Here is a 17722-nt window from a genome sequence, read left to right on the forward strand (position 1 = left end):
AATCTATATTATTTTTTCTATCCTCTATTTTCTATTACTACAATTTATGTTTCAAAAGTCCCAACAGATATTCGCCATAACCTGATTTTTTTAAAGGCTCCGCCAAATCTCTTAACTCTTGTTCAGTAATAAATCCTTGTCTCCAGGCAATTTCTTCAATACATCCCACCTTCAATCCTTGACGTTCTTCCAAAACCTGAACAAATTGTCCGGCCTGCATCAGACTATTAAAAGTTCCCGTATCAAGCCAGGCAGTGCCACGGCTTAAAATTCCAACTTTTAATTTCCCCTTTTCCAAATACACTTTGTTTACATCTGTAATTTCATACTCTCCTCTGGCACTTGGTTTAATGTTTTTGGCAATTTCAACTACCGAATTATCATAAAAATACAATCCGGGAACAGCATAATTCGATTTTGGCTCTAATGGTTTTTCTTCTATAGAAAGTGCTTTTAAGTCTTTGTCAAATTCCACTACACCATAACGTTCTGGATCCGAAACGTGATAAGCAAAAACAACACCTCCGTCAGGTTTTGTATTGGACTGCAACAATTCATGCATATTGGCACCAAAAAAAATATTATCTCCTAAAACCAATGCAACATCATCACTCCCCACAAACTCTTCACCAATCACAAAAGCCTGAGCCAAACCATTTGGAATTGCTTGCTCTGCATAACTGAATTGACATCCAATTGCAGAACCATCACCCAATAATTTTTTAAAATTTGGCAAATCATGTGGAGTCGAAATAATTAATATTTCATTAATTCCCGCCATCATCAAAGTCGATAACGGATAATAAATCATTGGTTTGTCATAAACTGGCATCATTTGCTTACTCATAGCAAGCGTTAATGGGTGCAATCTCGTACCGGATCCACCGGCAAGTATAATTCCTTTCATAGTTTCTAATTATAACTTTTACTAAAGACTAAAAACTTTTGCTCTTGCCTTATGTTTATTTTTTACTACCTAATAAATCCATGCATTTTACCAAACTCTGCTTAAATTCGGGTACAACAACACCAAAAGTTTTTTTGATTTTGTTTTTATCCAATAAAGAATACTGAGGACGTTTAGCAGGCGTAGGATAAGCTGAAGATGGAATACCACTAATTGCGCAATCAAATCCTCCTATTTCCTGAATGGCCAAAGCAAATTCATACCAACTAATTTCACCTTCATTCGAGAAATTGTAAATCCCAGATTGCCAATTATTGCGGGTGATTATTGTCATAATAGCTTGAGCCAAATCTGCTGCATAAGTCGGACTGCCTATTTGGTCATTAACCACGTTCAAACTGTCTCTTTCTTGCATCAAACGTGACATCGTCTTAACAAAATTATTACCAAAACTGGAATACACCCACGAAGTTCTGATGATGACAGCATTTGGATTTTCTCTTAGACAACCTTTTTCTCCCGCTAATTTGGTAACCCCATACACATTAATCGGATTAGGTTGAGCGGTTTCAGTCAAAGCTGTCGATGCTGTTCCATCAAACACATAATCCGTCGAAACATGAATCAATTGACAATTGTTCGCATTACTCCATTGAGCCAATATAACAACTGACTGATGATTCAACACATCCGACAATTCAAACTCCGATTCCGCTTTATCAACTGCAGTATGAGCTGCACAATTGATAATAACCTGAGGATTGATTTCTGTTAATCGTGCTGGTAAATTATCCAAATCACATAAATCTAACTCTTCCCAATCAGTAAAAAACCATTCGAATTGGGTATCTGTTTTTGACAAAACTTTTAATTCCGAACCTAATTGGCCATTACCACCTGTAATTAGTATTTTTTTCATTTAATCCTTAATCTTTTCATTTTCTTGCACATTACTCACGTTTCACCATTCACTTCATCATCAAAACTGACTATTACAATCCTCAATAAAAGGCAAAACCTGATCTTTTTCAGATACAATAGCATCTTTTAAATCCATTCCCCAATCAATATTCAAGGATGGGTCATCATATTTAATTCCACCTTCAGAGGCTTTGTTATAAAATTGATCACATTTGTACATCACTGAAGCCGTTTCACTGATTACCGAAAAACCATGGGCAAAACCTTGTGGTACTAACAATTGCTTTTTATTCTCTGCAGATAATAAAATGCTAAATGATTTTCCATAAGTAGGAGAATCTTTTCTCAAATCGACAGCCACATCAATAATTTCACCATCAAGAACACGCACCAATTTAGTCTGTGCAAAGGGTGGATTTTGATAATGCAACCCTCTCAAAGTTCCTTTTTTTGAAAAGGATTGATTATCCTGAACAAAATCAATGTTAATCCCTAAAGCTGAAAATTTAGTTTTGCTATAAGACTCAAAAAAACAACCTCTTTCATCTCCAAAAACTGTTGGTTCTACAACAACTAAATCCGTAATAAATGTTTTTTCAATGATCATATTAATTTTTTTTACTAATTCATAAGGTATTATGCTCTGTCTTTATTATTAACTCGCAGATGTTCTACTAAAATCCAGATTTTTTTTACCCTTACTACAAAATTATCCGCTAGATTTTACAAACATCCTAATCTTAAAAGGTCAAATCTTTTCATTTTTAAAAAACTCCAAAACCTCTTGAGCTTTCCATCCAGCCACTTCTCTGGCTTTTGTATCATCAAAAGTCAAATCAGAAGTGATTTTTTTTATTTTTGAAGAATTAATAGGTGCTTTGTCTCCCAATAAATTTCCAGCAAATCCGATTATATGTGCAATGAATAAAGGTAGATTCAAAGGCATTTTCTTTTTCTTCTGTTTTGCAATGGCAATGCTCAATTCTTTAAAGTTAGGATGAACACCATCAGTTAAATTATAAATTCCTCCAATAGATGCCAGTTTAGGGATAAATTCAGCTACATCTTTGGCCAATACCATACTCTTTCTTGCCTTTCCTTCATCAATGTTAAAATAATACCCCTTTTCTATTGCTTTTATCATTGCTCCCAAATTTCCCGGAGCATTATTACCGACTAATAACGGTAATCTTAAAATTGTGCAAATTACATTATTCTGAATACACCACTTTGTTATTAATAACTCTGCCTCAATTTTACTCAAACCATAAGGCTCATTTGCTTCTAGTTGGTGTTCTTCATTTATATCTTTCCCAAACTCTTGTCCATAAACCGAAACCGAACTAATAAAAACAAATTGCTTCGGCAGACCTGATTTTTCTAACCCTTTTAATAGATTCTCAGTGCCCATAACGTTTACATCATAAAATTGTTTTCTCTCTGATTGCGTTTTAGGCACTGAATGCGCTTTACCAGCAGCATGTATCACTAAGTCAAAATCCTGGTCAAAATCTGGAATCTGATATTCTAAAGAAATTTTATATTCTCCAGTAGTTCTGGATAAACCAAAAACTTCGTTTTCTTTCGATATTTCCTGTGCTATAGATTTTCCTAAAAAACCATTTACTCCTGTTAGTAGTATATTCATTTTAATAAAAACTCTTTAACCATCCCCATTTATTAAAATATATAAAAGCACTCTCAACAGTAATCCATTTAAACTTTAATTTTTTGTGTGTAAGTTTTGCGAAATGATGATAAACATGAGCATCTGGAAAATATGCTGTAAGAGATCGCAGAAGAAAGCGTCTTGTCAAATCTGCATCTTCCAAATACATAAAAATCCTATCATCAAAAAAACCTACTTCCCTTAGAGTACTTGTTCGTAAAAACATGAAACAACCCGACAAATAAGGTATGCTATAGATTATTTCATTATAATTTTTGTCTTTATATTCATATCTATCCAATCTTTTTTGAAATATTTTTTTTAGAAAAGAAGGCATAAATCCTCTGGCGAATAAATCAAAAAAAGTTGGATTAGTTTTACACAAATATTGAAACTCCCCACTGGGATAAGTAACTTTTGGCATCACATGACCAACTTCAACATTAGAATCCATAAACTGAGAAAGCTTCTCTAATGTTCCTTTATGAAAATAAATATCAGGATTTAATACTAAATGGTAATCAGAATCCAACTCGAAAGCTTTTTGAATTGCAACATTATGAGAAGCACCAAATCCAGGATTAGAAGGATTATGAATATAATCAATTCTTGAATCTGTAGCCATTTTTTTTAATTCATTAGTTGGAGAGTTATCTACTAAATAAAGCATTACATTTAAATGAGTGTCTAAAAAACTGTTTATAGCTTCTGACAACATTTTCTCATCATTGTTATACATTACAATAGCACCTGTAATTTTATACATTATCTATTAATTTTAATTAAAGATTTAAAAAACGAATAAATCATCATGACAGGTAAGAGAAAACCGATTTTCCTGATATACAATCCAGATCGATATGTTTTAATTTCGCCTATGCGCATTTTCATTTTTTTTTCACTTAACCCTCCCTTCGAAAGTTGTGGACGACCTAAATAAGTTAACCTCTCATTATAATAGACCACGTTGTATTTTTTTGCAGTCAATCTGAGAAAAAGCTCATAATCTTCACTATGACTTATTGATGTGTCAAATCTTTCTTTGATGCCTTTTTTTATTAATACACAAGAAGTTTGAAATTTGTTTCGGATTAGTAATTTGTAAAAACTAATTTTATAAACTAATTGGGGATTAAAGATAAAAAACTCATTTAATGATGAGCCTTTTTCATTATAATTATGGCCAATTAAATCTACTTCTGACGAACTGATAATATTTGACATTATTTCTAACTTATTTTGATTCCAGAAATCGTCAGAATCAAGAAATGCTATATAATCTCCCGATGCATTATCCCAACCTAAATTTCTACAAAAAGAAACACCTTTGTTTACTTTTAAATCAAAAACTTTAAAAGTGATTTTTTTGTTGTCTTCTATATATTTCTCCAACACCTTAGAAGTATCATCTTTACTACAATCATTTATTAAGATAATCTCAAAAACTGGAAAAGATTGTCTCAGGACACTATCAAGAACTTTAGTAATTCTTGAAGACGCATTGAAAATAGGAACTACTACACTAATCTTTGTCATTTGAAAACTTTAAAGTACTAGAAATATAAAAATGTAAAACAAACTGAAATAGAAAAACTAGATTGAAAAAAAAGTCAACAAATACAGAAAAAATCAAGTTATGAAAAATTACTCCTAAAACAAATAGCCATTTCAAATTTGCCTTTTTTGATCTAAATTTAAAATAAATAAAAGTAATTAAAAGCCCTAAAATAAAATAAAAAATTAAGGAACCATAATAACCAAATGAGGTTAGATAACTTGGAAACATTGTTGAAACATTCAAATTTTCATTTACTAATTGAAAATTAAAAACATTAGATTCCGAAAAAATTTTTTCTCTAATAAATGATGGGAATAAAGGAGATACCAGCGGGGAAGGATCGAAATAAAAATCAGGAAACTTTTGCAAGTTAAAATTAACATTGTTTAGCGGAGAAACCATGTAAACATATACCCAAAGAACTCCAGAAGGCAACCATGATGGATAATCAGAAGATGGCTGAACTAATTCTATAAATGAATCACCTCCAGATCTTAAATCACCAACTATACCGAATAAACAAACTACTCCAAATGCTGCTAATACAACTTTAATAATAGAAGATGTTTTGATATTATTGCTCAAAATATAAATAAAGGCAGCTTGAACAACCATACTCATAAGCATTTGACGAGTAATTAGTAAAATTGGCCACATAACGCAGGAAAGATACAGCCAAAGATATTTTCTATTCTTAGTTTTTAGATAAAAATAAAAAAGATAATTAGAAATTGTAATAATCATTGCATTTAGAAAGCCATGTAAACTAGGAATTCCCCACTCTGTATATCTTCCACTATCTCCACCAAGTCCTAAAATTGCAAGTAATGGCAGCCCTCTAAAAAATGCAATCTCTATTAAAGTAAAAAAAATCCAAATTTTAAAAACTTTTCCTAGTTTTACATAAAGGTTTTGGCTCTCCACAAAATTATTATCATTTCTGAGTTTTTTGTTAAAAAAAAGTCCCTTTATGGTATAATACGCAAGAGTAAAAGATAAGCATATTGATAAAACATATATAAATGTTTCAACACTTAGTGGAGTTAGTACTAAACTATATCTTTTAGAATATATATATAACACAAATAACCACAACGCCACAAAAACAGCAATTGGATTTTTTATTTTTAACATTCTAATTTAAGATTAATAATTGCCCCATAAACGGATAAGTTTTTATACTTTAGAGCTAACTTCATTTATTCACTCCAAACAACGCGTTTTACATAATCTGTATAACTTAAGATAATACGAACCATTTTTTCAGAAACATTTGGCATCGAATAATCAACAACTGATCTAAAGTTTCTTTTATTTCCTATTTTTTGATCATGAAGCTGCACCAATCCCTGCAAAATTCTTTCAGGATTTAGACCTACCATCATTACAGAAGTCTCTTCCATTGCCTCTGGTCTTTCATGTGCATCTCTTATATTAAGAGCTCTAAAATTCAATATCGAAGACTCTTCTGAAATTGTTCCAGAATCTGACAAAACAGCAAAAGACCTCATTTGTAAGGCATTATAATCATTAAACCCTAAAGGTTTTAAAAACTGCACATTTTTATGCATCTGAATATTTTTCTTCTCAATCATATTACGCGTTCGAGGATGCGTACTAACGATAATAGGGTAATCATACTTTTCAGTAATAAGATTTAAACTTCCCATTAATCCACGAAAATTTTTATCGCTATTAATATTTTCTTCCCTATGTGATGATACTACAAAAAACTTGCCTTCTTCCAATTTTAATCTTCCCAAAACATCAGAAGACTCTATCGAAGGCAAATAATGGTTTAAAACTTCAAACATAGGTGAGCCTGTTTTAATAATTCTATCTGCAGGCAAGCCTTCCCTTAGTAAATATTCTCTAGCTATATCACTGTAAGTTAAATTAATATCAGAAACATGGTCCACAATTTTTCTATTAGTCTCCTCAGGAACACGTTGATCAAAACAACGATTTCCTGCTTCCATATGGAAAATTGGAATATGTCGTTTCTTTGCTGGTATTGCACATAAACAACTATTAGTATCTCCTAAAACTAAAAAGGCATCTGGTTTTTCTGACTCTAAAAGAGGGTCAATTTTTATTAAAATTTGACCAACAGTTTCTGTTGCTGTAGCTCCTGCTGCATTTAAGAAAAAATCAGGTTTACGAATTCCTAAATCATCGAAAAAAATTTGATTTAATTCGTAATCATAATTTTGCCCTGTGTGCACGATAATATGTTCAATTGCATCAGAATTATCTAAAGCTGCCATAACTCTTGAAAGACGAATAATTTCAGGTCTTGTCCCAACGACAGTCATTACTTTTAGTTTTGATTTCATTATATCTAATAATTATTTTTTAAACATTTTCAAAATAAGTGTCTGGGTCGTTTGGGTCATAAAATTCATTAATCCAAAAATTAGTGTATAAGACTTCTTCCCCAATATTTTTTATATTATGTGTGTACCATATTGGCATATCTACATATGCTGGCTCGTTTCCATCCAAATAAAAATCTAGAACTTCATTAGTACCTATTTGACGTAACTGAATCAAGGCTTTTCCTTTAATTACGGCGAAACGTTCAATTTTCCTAGTATGATAATGATTACCTCTTGTAATACCCGGTACCGTTGTTGAAAATGAAACTTGCCCACCAACACCTAAACGAATTATCTCAACAAATGAACCTCTTGGGTCTGTGTGTTCAACAAATTTTACTGGAAAGTGACTTTTTATATCCATGTAGCAACGAAATGTATTAAATAAATTCAATTCGAATGCATTACCAATATTTGGTATCTCTCCTTTGTCATTATATTCTGATTTATATACTTCTAACAAACTTAAAATCTTTGAAACTTTAGATTCTGAAGTATGTTTAATAAGTACTTCTGGATTTCCTTTTTTTGATCTTATTTCAGAAAGTATTGCATCTACAAGTTCTCCAACATAAATTAATTTTAAGTCGCCATCCACATCAATAACAGGTACTTCATTATGAGATAATTTATGGCAAAAGGTCGCAATTACTGAATTATAATTCGGATGACCGAAAGGGCCAAATACATTAGGAATTATCATTCCTGTAAAGTTTCCTTCTGAATTATTTGACCAATTGATTAGCAAATCTCTTCCATCTTTTTTAGATTTTCCGTATAAATTGTCCCTCTCCTCTTGGGTTGAAGAAGAAAAAAGAACATGAGCTTTACTATCTGTAACTTTTAGAGAATTAACGAGTTTTTGCACTAATCCAACATTTGTATCATAAATAACCTGTGGATCATTATGACGATTCAAAGCCGCTAAATGTACAATTACATCACATTGTGATACAAAATCATTTAGTTTACTTTCGTCTTCAAAGTATTCTTTATAAAAGTCAATGCTTACAAATTCTTCGGTAAATAATCCGATTGTATTGTACAAATGTTTTCCAACAAAACCTCCTTGACCTGTAATACCTATTTTTAACATTAGCTTATTTAAATTTTAAAATATTCAATATCGAACCTATATTCATCTTTATTCTCTCCTAATAAATAATCAGCCATAACTAATAATTTAGAATTTAATTCTAAGGATTGGATACTACTAATATATCCGTTAGGAACATATAATACATTTAATTCTTCAGAATCTATTAAATAAGTAAAAACCTCTAAATCTTTTGATGGCTTTTCCCAATTATCAATTTTAATCAATTGAATTTCAAATCTTCCTATAACAGCAGAAAACCATCTTTGTTCTATTTGATGCCCTTGCCATCCTCTTATTAGTTCGAGTTTTTCATTTTCAATAATGTAAATTCTTTTGATTAATGAAGCATCAAAATTATTATTATATAATAAAGTTCCTCTTTGATCGGAATATCGATTGCCTGAAATTAACTTTGGATTCATGAATTACCCTGGCATTTGTTCTACATCTTCTCCAAAGACTTCTTTTCGTATAAGCGGAAGCACTGATAAAAGTTTTTTCATCCCCTCAACACCCTGCCGCTCTGTGTTATGAGAATGGTAATCTTCAATTAAAGACATATCTTCCTCTCCTTCAGAAAAATACTGTGCATAATTCAAATCACGATTATCTGCCGGAATACGATAAAACTCTCCCATATCTTCCGCCTTAACCATCTCCTCACGAGTACATAAAGTTTCATATAATTTTTCACCATGACGAGTTCCTATGATTTTAACCTCATTATCGGCATTACATAATTCTTTCAAAGCCTGTGCCAAATCTCCAATAGTTCCTGCAGGAGCTTTATTTACAAACAAATCTCCTGGATTACCATTTTCGAAAGCAAATAAAACAAGTTCTACTGCCTCATCCAAAGACATTAAAAAGCGAGTCATATTTGGATCTGTAATTGTAATTGAATTACCCTCTTTAATTTGTTTTAAAAACAGAGGTATAACCGATCCTCTAGATGCCATTACATTTCCATATCTTGTAAGACAAACTGTTGTATCCTTAAGATTTCTAGAAGCCGCAACCGCAACTTTTTCCATTAATGCTTTAGAAATTCCCATTGCGTTAATAGGATATGCTGCTTTATCTGTACTTAGACAAATTACCTTTTTTACTTTATTATTACCTGCCGCATCAATTACATTTTGAGTTCCTAAAACATTAGTTTTAGTAGCTTCTAAGGGAAAAAACTCACATGATGGCACTTGTTTTAAAGCAGCAGCATGAAAGACATAATCTACCCCTCTCATTGCGCGCTCTACACTATTATAGTCACGAACATCTCCAATATAAAACTTCAGCTTATCATTTTTTAATTGGTTGCGCATATCATCTTGTTTTTTCTCATCACGAGAAAAAATACGAATTTCACTAAAATGGTCTGTGTACAGAAAACGATTTAAAACTGCATGACCAAAAGAACCTGTTCCTCCTGTTATCAGAAGAATTTTATCTACTAACATATATTCTTACATTAAATTGAGCTATAAACCTTATTTGTTAAAAAATCTAAATACTTATTGGAAACTTCTTGCAACATAAAATCTTTTAGTAACACATCTAACATTTCAGAATCAACCTTGTCATCAGTAGATAAAAAATTATAAACTTTTTCTATTACATCTTCATCTTTTAAGTCTTCAGGAAATACGTTAAGATTTAAAGGATAAATTTTCAACAATTCAGCTGAAGTATCTTCTTCTATAGAACATATGTTAAGTATTTTTTTTCCCGAATACATATATTCTATCAATTTACTAGGTTCCTGATATTTATTATTATTACCAATATTAATTAGTACATCCGCCTCCTTAATTACATTATTTACAAGACTTTTGTCAATAAAGCCATTAAGAAAAATTGATGAATTCAGCAATTTTGGATATTCATTAAAACGAATTAAACTTTTTGAAAATTCACCATAAAAATTCAATTCAAATATAACGTCTGGATATTTATTTACCATCCTATCAAATAATAACAACAAATTTTTCGGAGATCTAACATCTTCGCTCAAAGTTCCTAAAAAAACTAGTTTTATATGTTTGTCCCAAAACTCACTTTCCTTACTATAGTCAAATTTTGACGGAATAAATATATTATTATTAACAACTATTTTATTCTTTAGATTTGGAAATATAGAAATGTACTTATCCCTAATTCTAGCTGTAAGAACACAATTTAAATTTGCTTTTTCAAATATTTTTCTCTCAAAAGAAGTATTTAATCCATTATAGATAAATGAATTATTAACTGTTTTATCTATACTAAAGGGATCAACAGTATCAGCTAACCAAAAAATTGAATTAAATTTTCTCTTTAAATTATATCCAATTACATGCGCTGAAAATGTCCAGGATACTGTAATTAACTTATCAATTTTGTTTTCTTCAATTATTCTTTTTGCCAATGGTATAACAGAAAAACACCACAAAAAAGAATGATCTGGCCAATATAATTTAGACCATGTGAAATCATAAAACACCCTTATGATTTTTTTTAAAGAAATACCCAAACTTCTTTTCTCAGTAACTCTCGCTTCTTGAACCTTATTTCTATACTTATATTTTAAATTACCTATTAAATATTCTGTTGTCCTATAAATTTTAATACCATCAACTTCTTCATAATTCTTAAATTGGTTTTTAGCACCAGAAATTACATGAATTTCAATTCCCTCTTCTTCATACCACTTTTTTACAATATTAAACCATCTGTAAGTATTGGGTTTTGCCTCTGGAAAAAAATCATAACAAATAATTAATACTTTAGTTGGTTTTTTGCTTGAATCGTTTTTGATAAACATCCTTATTTTATTTCTTGTGAAAAAAATTCTAATTTTATTTCTATATCAAATTTTAAGAATTAGCAATCTTGTTATAAATTGAAATAGTTTTTTCAAGATTTATCTCTCTGTCATGCCTTAAGCTTGCTGAAATAATAGAATTCTCTGATATTTGTGAAACAAGTTTTGAGTCGCTAAAAATTTTTCTAATATTTTCAGCCAACATCTCTATTTCTTCAAAACGATACAATAAACCTGTTTTACCAGATTCAATCATATCAGGTGTGCCTCCTGAATATGATGCAATAGTTGGTACGCCTATAAGTTGAGCCTCTCCTAGTGAATTTGGACTATTTTCTATACTTGATGGACAAATGAACACATTAGAATTTTGATATTCTAATATCATTTGCTCCTCCGACAAAGAACCTAAAAATAAAACATTTTTCTCTAGCTTATTTTTCTCAATTAATTTGCCGATATACTTTCCGTATCCTGTTCGTTTTATCCTGTCAATTATCTTAGCATTACTAATAATATTAACACCCCCTATTCTAATTTTTAACTTCGGATAATCTTTTGTTAAGAGAGAAGCAGCCTCTATAACTTTGTGAAGTCCTTTAATCGGATATCCTGCCTGACTCAAAAAAATAGTATAAGGCTCACAACTTTCTAGTTTCCACTTTTCAGCTGTATAGAAACCATCACGTAATGATTCGTTACAAAAATGATAGTTAATATTAGGGTTGACACTCTTAACATGTGCAAAATCCCAGCCAGTCCTTCCTATTGCATGTTTTGAATTTATTAAATATTCATTTTCTAAATTTCCTCGATTAGCAAACTTTTGTTTTGCCTGAAAGATAGTATCTCTTTTAATTAAATCTCTAAAAGTAATATTAGTAAATATTTCTCCTGACGAAATTCCAGCAAAATAATATCTTGAATAAATACCAACTAGACCTTGAATAGAAACAATATATCTTAAATTTGGGAACTTACGTATACAAGATAACCCATGAGCATATTCTGTTCCATGTATATGAATAATATCAGGCATAAAATCCTCACAAATTTTAACCCAAAACGGCTCTAAATTAACGTCATACTTTGTTTTATCTTTACAAGGAATTAAGAAGTAATCTATTCCTGAAATCTGCATTTTAATAAAATTGCTACTAGAATGCGTTGTAACAATTCCTAATTTTATTCCTGCCTGTTTGGCAACTTGTTCTGCTAATCCATACATCCATCCTCCGAGAACAGGCTTAATTATTCCTAATTTTTCACTTGGTGCTGGAAATATTGTATTAACAATCCATAAAACTCTCATTGTACTTTTTTTAAGAAATCTTTTTCTATTAATACTTCTGCTTTTGAGCACGGCCCATTTACAATTATTTTATCTTCACCAATCATCAAAGATTTTGCTAAATCTATAAAATTAGATGCTGCAATTTGTGGACTCCAAATTTCGTTAATAGATTTATAGGCATTTTTAGCTAAAGTATTACATAGAGCCCTATCGTTAATTAATCTTTCTACTTGATTAACAAAAGATGTTAAATCTCTAGATTCAAATATCAATCCATTAAATTCGTGCTGAATAAGGTACGGAACACTACCAATCTCATGTGATGCTACAACAGTACAAGCATTACTCATTGCTTCATTAACTACAGCTCCCCAACCTTCACCTCGATCACTAGTCAATATAAATGCATTAGAATCCCTCATTTTTTTTAATATATCATCATTCTGAATATTTCCTAATACATTAATATTCTCTACAAGATTATTTCTGTCTATTAGTTTTAAAATTTCTTCACGCATATTTCCATCTCCTGCCATTTCAAGGATTATGTCATAACCTTTACTTTTTAATTGAGCAATTAACTGAACAGCCATTTCTGGATGCTTCCAATCAATCCATCTTGCTACCCATAGTATACGAAATTTTTGATCTTTCTTAGACGATAAGATAGAGTCAACATTTATTTTTTTTACTTTTGGGAAATATCCCCATTTATAACACTTATCTCTAAATGCAAAAAACTTATTAGTGTCAGATGGCGTATACGCACTAGCACATAACATATAATACTTATTGTTTCTATATTTTATAAAGTTTTTATATGCGAAAAGCCAAAATCTAGGGGATAGAATTTCATAGCCTTTTTTCTTGAACCATCGTTCACTGTATCTAAATGTTATTTTATTTAATTTTAATCTCTCTTTGATAAATATATCGGGAGCAGAGCCTAAAATTACAATATCAGATGTTAACCCTAACAACAAAGCCTTCTCATAATTAATATCACTTTCATATGAATTAAGCAAATATTTTTTATCCGAGAAATCTGTACTTAGATACATTTTAAAAGACTGATCAATAGGTTCTGTAGCAATAAAAGTAAAGCCATCACCTAACATCTCATAAAAATAATCTGAAAGATCAGACTGATAATGGTTAATAAAATTTGAAAAAATTGTAACTGTCATAATTCTGCTTTATTATAATCTTTTAATTTCTTTCTCATTGAAAATAAAAAAATAACACTAATCATTCCCATTATCATCCATGATATTGATTGTCCCCATGCAGCCCCATAAAAACCAAAATTATCTATTAAATATTTATATAATAAAATTGCTGCAAATGACCCAATAATTTTATTAAATAACTCATATTTAGAAAACCCATAACCAACTAAGACACTAGATAATGAAAAAGATAAAGAAGTAGTAACATTTCGAATACACAAAACACTAGCATAACCGCTTGCTTCTACATACTTTCCATAGGTTAAAATGCTAATTAATGGTTTTGATAAAATAATAAATAACAGATTTGGCAATAATGTCATAATAGTTATTAAGGCTAATAGGTATCCTACTTTTTTATTTTGTCTCAATGATGCATACTTATAAAGATCTGGTTCAAATGTTTGGAGAAATACAGTTCCAAAAATACCTAGGTAACCTGAAATCTGAAGTCCAATATTGTATAGACCTAAATTGTGATTATTATTTAGTTTAGCAAGAAATGTACGATCTATTCCCATAAAAAAAAAGGTAAGAATAGCCGAAATAGTAAGGGGTGTACAAAAAAGAATCATTTCTTTTACACGAGACCAATCTATATTAAAAGAAAATTTTTTAGCTTTTAAAACATATACTCCAAAAAATACAGTTACAATAAGAATAGCAACTAAACGCCCTACTGCCCCATACCGTAGAACATATACAAGTAAAACAGATAATAAACCGCTAAATAAAGCATTAAAAACCGTTATAAAAAAGTATTCTTTTGATTCATTCTTCATTCTCAAATCCAATAAATAGATATTGTAAAAAGAAATAAAATACAAGGGCAAAAAACTCAAAAAAGCATACGGAGTAAATGGTATTGAAGGTATAAAATTAATATGATAATAGTAGTACCCTAAATAAAAAAGAATTAGAATAATAAATCCAAAAATTATAAACAAAGATAATATTGTATTTAATAATTTTCTCCTTTCTTCTTCTTCAATTAAAAAGTAATTTCTTGCATAATAATTACTAAAACAAAAAGTAATCACAGGTGTTAAAACTGATGAAAAAGAAGCAAAATAACCAATAATTGCGAAGTCATCATGACTTAAACCAACCGATAAAAAGGGATTAATTAATAACCCAATTATACTAGTTATTACAGAAGATAATAGATAGTATGATAGATTTTTTAAATTAATGTTTTTTGCAAACAACAAATTCACTTTTTTATAATTATTTTATCACAAAGCTTCAAAAAGTTTATAACAATATTTATTTATTAACATTGAGAATTCTAAAAAGAAAGGTCTCATATTTTCTTTTAAACATTTCTGAAAAGTTTTTCCATAATTTACAAAATGTATTAATAAAAATCATTTATCTTAATTTAATAAAACTATACAGCCAGACTATGCCTCTTATTAAAGATTAATTTAAATACTATAAAATTCTCTAACTTTCTTATTATGATTTAATTCTTCTTTAGAAAATGATTTAAAGTAATCATAGGTAATTTTCAGTCCCTCTGAACGATCTATCTTAGGTTGCCAATCTAACAATGCTATTGCTTTAGTAATATCAGGTTTTCTTTGTTTAGGGTCATCTTGAGGTAAAGGCAAATAAATTATTTTCTGATCAGTCTCTGTTAATTTAATAATTTCTTTAGCAAAATCATTCATCGTAATTTCATTTGGATTACCAATATTTACAGGATATACATAATCAGACATTAACAATCTGTAAATTCCCTCAATTAAATCACCAACATAACAAAACGATCGCGTTTGTGAACCATCTCCAAAAATAGTTAAATCTTCGCCACGCAATGCTTGCCCGATGAAAGCTGGCAATACTCTTCCATCATTTAAACGCATTCTAGGTCCATAAGTATTAAATATTCTAACAATTCTAGTTTCTAAACCATGAAAAGTATGGTAAGCCATTGTAATAGCTTCTTGAAATCTCTTTGCCTCATCATAAACGCTTCTTGGGCCAACAGGATTAACATTCCCCCAATATTCTTCAGGTTGAGGATGAATTGTTGGATCTCCATATACTTCAGAAGTTGAAGCAATCAAAAATCTAGCTTTTTTTTCTTTCGCTAAACCTAGTAAATTATGAGTCCCTAAAGATCCAACTTTTAAGGTTTGAATAGGTATTTTTAAATAATCTATAGGACTAGCTGGGGAAGCAAAATGCAAAATATAATCTAATTTTCCTGCAACATGAACATAGTTTGATACATCATGATTATAAAATTCGAAATTCTTTAATGGAAATAAATGCTCAATATTTTTAATATCACCAGTGATTAAATTATCCATTCCAACAACGTCAAAACCTTCTGCTATAAATCGATCACATAAATGAGACCCTAAAAAACCTGCAGCTCCTGTAATTAAAACTCTTTTACTCATGAATTCTTTGTTTCTAGTTTCTTAGCTAACTTGATTAAAATAATTATTAAACTCCTATTCCTCTATAAATAAAACCAATTTCCTCCAATTCTGCTTTATTAAGTATATTTCTTCCATCAAAAATGAACGCCGGTTTTTGCATGCTTTTGTATATTTTTTGCCAATCATATTTACGAAATTCATCCCATTCAGTAAGTATGGCAATTGCATGTGCTTTCTCACATGTCAAATATGGATTATCAAAAGTCACGATACTGTTCTCATTTTCCTCTGGCATTCTTGTTTCTAGATAATTTAAATCAGAAAGAATTTTTTTTCTTGACACTTTTGGATCGTAGACCATGATTTTTGCTTGTTCATTAATCAAATCATTAGCTACGAAAATTGCTGCAGATTCACGGGTATCATTAGTATCTTTCTTGAAAGCCCAACCTAAAAAGGCAATTTTTTTATCAGCAACCGTGTTATAAAGTGTTTTCACAATATTACTAGAGAAACGATTCTTCTGATGCTCATTCATAATAATTACCTGCTCCCAATAATCAGCTACTTCATTTAACCCATATGATTTTGCAATATAAACCAAATTCAAAATATCTTTTTGAAAACAAGAACCGCCAAATCCAACGGATGCTTTTAGGAATTTAGGACCAATTCGGCTATCCATTCCAATCGCTTTGGCAACCTCATTAACGTCAGCTCCAGTTTTTTCACACAGCTCTGACATCGCATTTATGGATGAAATTCTTTGAGCTAAAAAAGCATTGGCAGTTAACTTTGACAATTCCGAAGACCAGACATTGGTAGTCAATATTTTTTCTGGCCTAACCCAATTCGAATAAACATCGACTAAGGCTTGAATCGCTTTTTGCCCTTCAACTGATGTATCGCCTCCAATTAAAATTCGGTCTGGATTTAGCAAATCTTCAATTGCTGTACCTTCAGCCAAAAATTCGGGATTTGAAAGAATTTGGAACTGCACTCCATTTCCAGTTGAATCAAGAATACTCTTAATTGCTTCAGCAGTACGCACTGGCAATGTAGACTTTTCTACTACAATCTTATCACTTTTTGCAACTTTCGCAATCTGTCTGGCACATAACTCAATATATTTCAAATCTGCAGCCATACCTTTTCCTTTTCCGTAGGTCTTAGTTGGTGTATTTACCGATATAAAAATAATTTGCGCTTCATCTATTGCTTTATCAACTTCTGTAGAAAAAAACAAATTTTCTCCTCTTACTTCGGTAACAATTTGTGGCAATCCTGGTTCATAAATTGGAATATTATTTGTATTATCATCGTTCCATGCTTGTATTCTTTCTACATTCAAATCAACAACTGTAACTTGAATATTTGGACACTTTTGTGCTATCACAGCCATAGTAGGGCCTCCTACATATCCAGCTCCAATACAACAAATTTTTGTAATCATTTTTTTTTGAATTAAAATTTT

General features: G+C 30.4%; 17 protein-coding genes. All 17 read right to left on the reverse strand.

All coding sequences use genetic code 11. The annotated features are described in order from the left end of the window. Positions 1-37: 37 nt before the first annotated feature. The 17 genes from rfbA to EM308_RS00785 all read right to left on the reverse strand — a co-directional run bounded on the left by rfbA (position 38) and on the right by EM308_RS00785 (position 17701). The gene (gene rfbA / locus EM308_RS00705; protein ID WP_035637413.1) at positions 38-907 is read right to left on the reverse strand and encodes a glucose-1-phosphate thymidylyltransferase RfbA; all 870 of its coding nucleotides are present in this window, start codon (positions 905-907) and stop codon (positions 38-40) included. 55 nt (positions 908-962) lie between these two features. Further along, positions 963-1826, reverse strand: coding sequence for a dTDP-4-dehydrorhamnose reductase (gene rfbD / locus EM308_RS00710; protein ID WP_035637409.1), 864 nt, complete (start codon positions 1824-1826; stop codon positions 963-965). Positions 1827-1886: 60 nt separating this feature from the next. Continuing rightward, complete coding sequence (gene rfbC / locus EM308_RS00715; RefSeq protein WP_035637407.1) at positions 1887-2435, reverse strand: dTDP-4-dehydrorhamnose 3,5-epimerase; 549 nt, start codon at positions 2433-2435, stop codon at positions 1887-1889. 141 nt (positions 2436-2576) lie between these two features. Beyond that, positions 2577-3476, reverse strand: coding sequence for an NAD-dependent epimerase/dehydratase family protein (locus EM308_RS00720; RefSeq protein ID WP_035637406.1), 900 nt, complete (start codon positions 3474-3476; stop codon positions 2577-2579). 1 nt (position 3477) lies between these two features. Continuing rightward, positions 3478-4263, reverse strand: a complete 786-nt coding sequence (locus EM308_RS00725) for a glycosyltransferase (RefSeq protein WP_051877785.1) — start codon at positions 4261-4263, stop codon at positions 3478-3480. Further along, positions 4263-5033 (reverse strand): glycosyltransferase family 2 protein, encoded by a 771-nt coding sequence (locus EM308_RS00730; protein WP_035637402.1) that lies wholly within the window; start codon positions 5031-5033, stop codon positions 4263-4265. The genes EM308_RS00725 and EM308_RS00730 overlap by 1 nt, the downstream gene beginning before the upstream one ends. Then, a complete protein-coding gene (locus tag EM308_RS00735) occupies positions 5020-6189 on the reverse strand; it encodes an O-antigen polymerase (protein WP_035637400.1) in 1170 nt (389 codons plus the stop codon). The genes EM308_RS00730 and EM308_RS00735 overlap by 14 nt, the downstream gene beginning before the upstream one ends. 65 nt (positions 6190-6254) lie before the next feature. Continuing rightward, positions 6255-7391, reverse strand: coding sequence for a non-hydrolyzing UDP-N-acetylglucosamine 2-epimerase (gene wecB, locus EM308_RS00740; RefSeq protein WP_035637398.1), 1137 nt, complete (start codon positions 7389-7391; stop codon positions 6255-6257). 19 nt (positions 7392-7410) lie between these two features. Continuing rightward, positions 7411-8529, reverse strand: a complete 1119-nt coding sequence (locus EM308_RS00745; protein ID WP_035637396.1) for a polysaccharide biosynthesis C-terminal domain-containing protein — start codon at positions 8527-8529, stop codon at positions 7411-7413. Between the two features lie 8 nt (positions 8530-8537). Next, a complete protein-coding gene (locus EM308_RS00750; RefSeq protein WP_035637395.1) occupies positions 8538-8954 on the reverse strand; it encodes a WxcM-like domain-containing protein in 417 nt (138 codons plus the stop codon). Between the two features lie 3 nt (positions 8955-8957). Beyond that, a complete protein-coding gene (locus EM308_RS00755) occupies positions 8958-9989 on the reverse strand; it encodes a polysaccharide biosynthesis protein (protein WP_035637394.1) in 1032 nt (343 codons plus the stop codon). 11 nt (positions 9990-10000) lie between these two features. Continuing rightward, positions 10001-11332: a glycosyltransferase family protein gene (locus EM308_RS00760; protein ID WP_035637389.1), complete on the reverse strand. Its 1332-nt coding sequence runs from the start codon at positions 11330-11332 to the stop codon at positions 10001-10003. A 52-nt stretch (positions 11333-11384) separates the two neighbouring features. Continuing rightward, entirely contained in the window at positions 11385-12644 is a 1260-nt protein-coding gene (locus EM308_RS00765; protein ID WP_035637437.1) for a glycosyltransferase family 4 protein, read from the reverse strand. Beyond that, a complete protein-coding gene (locus EM308_RS00770; protein ID WP_035637386.1) occupies positions 12641-13813 on the reverse strand; it encodes a glycosyltransferase family 4 protein in 1173 nt (390 codons plus the stop codon). Before EM308_RS00770 ends, EM308_RS00765 begins: the two co-directional genes overlap by 4 nt. Then, complete coding sequence (locus EM308_RS00775) at positions 13810-15063, reverse strand: lipopolysaccharide biosynthesis protein (RefSeq protein ID WP_197056132.1); 1254 nt, start codon at positions 15061-15063, stop codon at positions 13810-13812. The genes EM308_RS00770 and EM308_RS00775 overlap by 4 nt, the downstream gene beginning before the upstream one ends. Before the next feature lie 219 nt (positions 15064-15282). Further along, positions 15283-16266, reverse strand: coding sequence for a UDP-glucuronic acid decarboxylase family protein (locus EM308_RS00780; protein WP_035637382.1), 984 nt, complete (start codon positions 16264-16266; stop codon positions 15283-15285). A gap of 46 nt (positions 16267-16312) precedes the next feature. Then, positions 16313-17701 carry a UDP-glucose 6-dehydrogenase gene (locus EM308_RS00785; RefSeq protein ID WP_035637380.1) on the reverse strand — a complete coding sequence of 463 codons (1389 nt, stop codon included), beginning with the start codon at positions 17699-17701 and terminating at the stop codon, positions 16313-16315. Positions 17702-17722: the final 21 nt, after the last annotated feature.

Origin of the sequence: Flavobacterium gilvum, assembly GCF_001761465.1 — a bacterium.
Classification (GTDB): Bacteria; Bacteroidota; Bacteroidia; order Flavobacteriales; family Flavobacteriaceae; genus Flavobacterium; species Flavobacterium gilvum.

Bases quoted from the DNA above. Each gene is read 5' to 3' on its own strand.
- rfbA (WP_035637413.1), bottom strand. From the start codon at position 907: ATGAAAGGAATTATACTTGCCGGTGGATCCGGTACGAGATTGCACCCA.
- EM308_RS00780 (WP_035637382.1), bottom strand. From the start codon at position 16,266: ATGAGTAAAAGAGTTTTAATTACAGGAGCTGCAGGTTTTTTAGGGTCT.
- EM308_RS00745 (WP_035637396.1), bottom strand. From the start codon at position 8,529: ATGTTAAAAATAGGTATTACAGGTCAAGGAGGTTTTGTTGGAAAACAT.
- EM308_RS00770 (WP_035637386.1), bottom strand. From the start codon at position 13,813: ATGACAGTTACAATTTTTTCAAATTTTATTAACCATTATCAGTCTGAT.
- rfbC (WP_035637407.1), bottom strand. From the start codon at position 2,435: ATGATCATTGAAAAAACATTTATTACGGATTTAGTTGTTGTAGAACCA.
- rfbD (WP_035637409.1), bottom strand. From the start codon at position 1,826: ATGAAAAAAATACTAATTACAGGTGGTAATGGCCAATTAGGTTCGGAA.
- wecB (WP_035637398.1), bottom strand. From the start codon at position 7,391: ATGAAATCAAAACTAAAAGTAATGACTGTCGTTGGGACAAGACCTGAA.
- EM308_RS00735 (WP_035637400.1), bottom strand. From the start codon at position 6,189: ATGTTAAAAATAAAAAATCCAATTGCTGTTTTTGTGGCGTTGTGGTTA.
- EM308_RS00755 (WP_035637394.1), bottom strand. From the start codon at position 9,989: ATGTTAGTAGATAAAATTCTTCTGATAACAGGAGGAACAGGTTCTTTT.
- EM308_RS00765 (WP_035637437.1), bottom strand. From the start codon at position 12,644: ATGAGAGTTTTATGGATTGTTAATACAATATTTCCAGCACCAAGTGAA.
- EM308_RS00760 (WP_035637389.1), bottom strand. From the start codon at position 11,332: ATGTTTATCAAAAACGATTCAAGCAAAAAACCAACTAAAGTATTAATT.
- EM308_RS00730 (WP_035637402.1), bottom strand. From the start codon at position 5,033: ATGACAAAGATTAGTGTAGTAGTTCCTATTTTCAATGCGTCTTCAAGA.
- EM308_RS00725 (WP_051877785.1), bottom strand. From the start codon at position 4,263: ATGTATAAAATTACAGGTGCTATTGTAATGTATAACAATGATGAGAAA.
- EM308_RS00785 (WP_035637380.1), bottom strand. From the start codon at position 17,701: ATGATTACAAAAATTTGTTGTATTGGAGCTGGATATGTAGGAGGCCCT.
- EM308_RS00750 (WP_035637395.1), bottom strand. From the start codon at position 8,954: ATGAATCCAAAGTTAATTTCAGGCAATCGATATTCCGATCAAAGAGGA.
- EM308_RS00720 (WP_035637406.1), bottom strand. From the start codon at position 3,476: ATGAATATACTACTAACAGGAGTAAATGGTTTTTTAGGAAAATCTATA.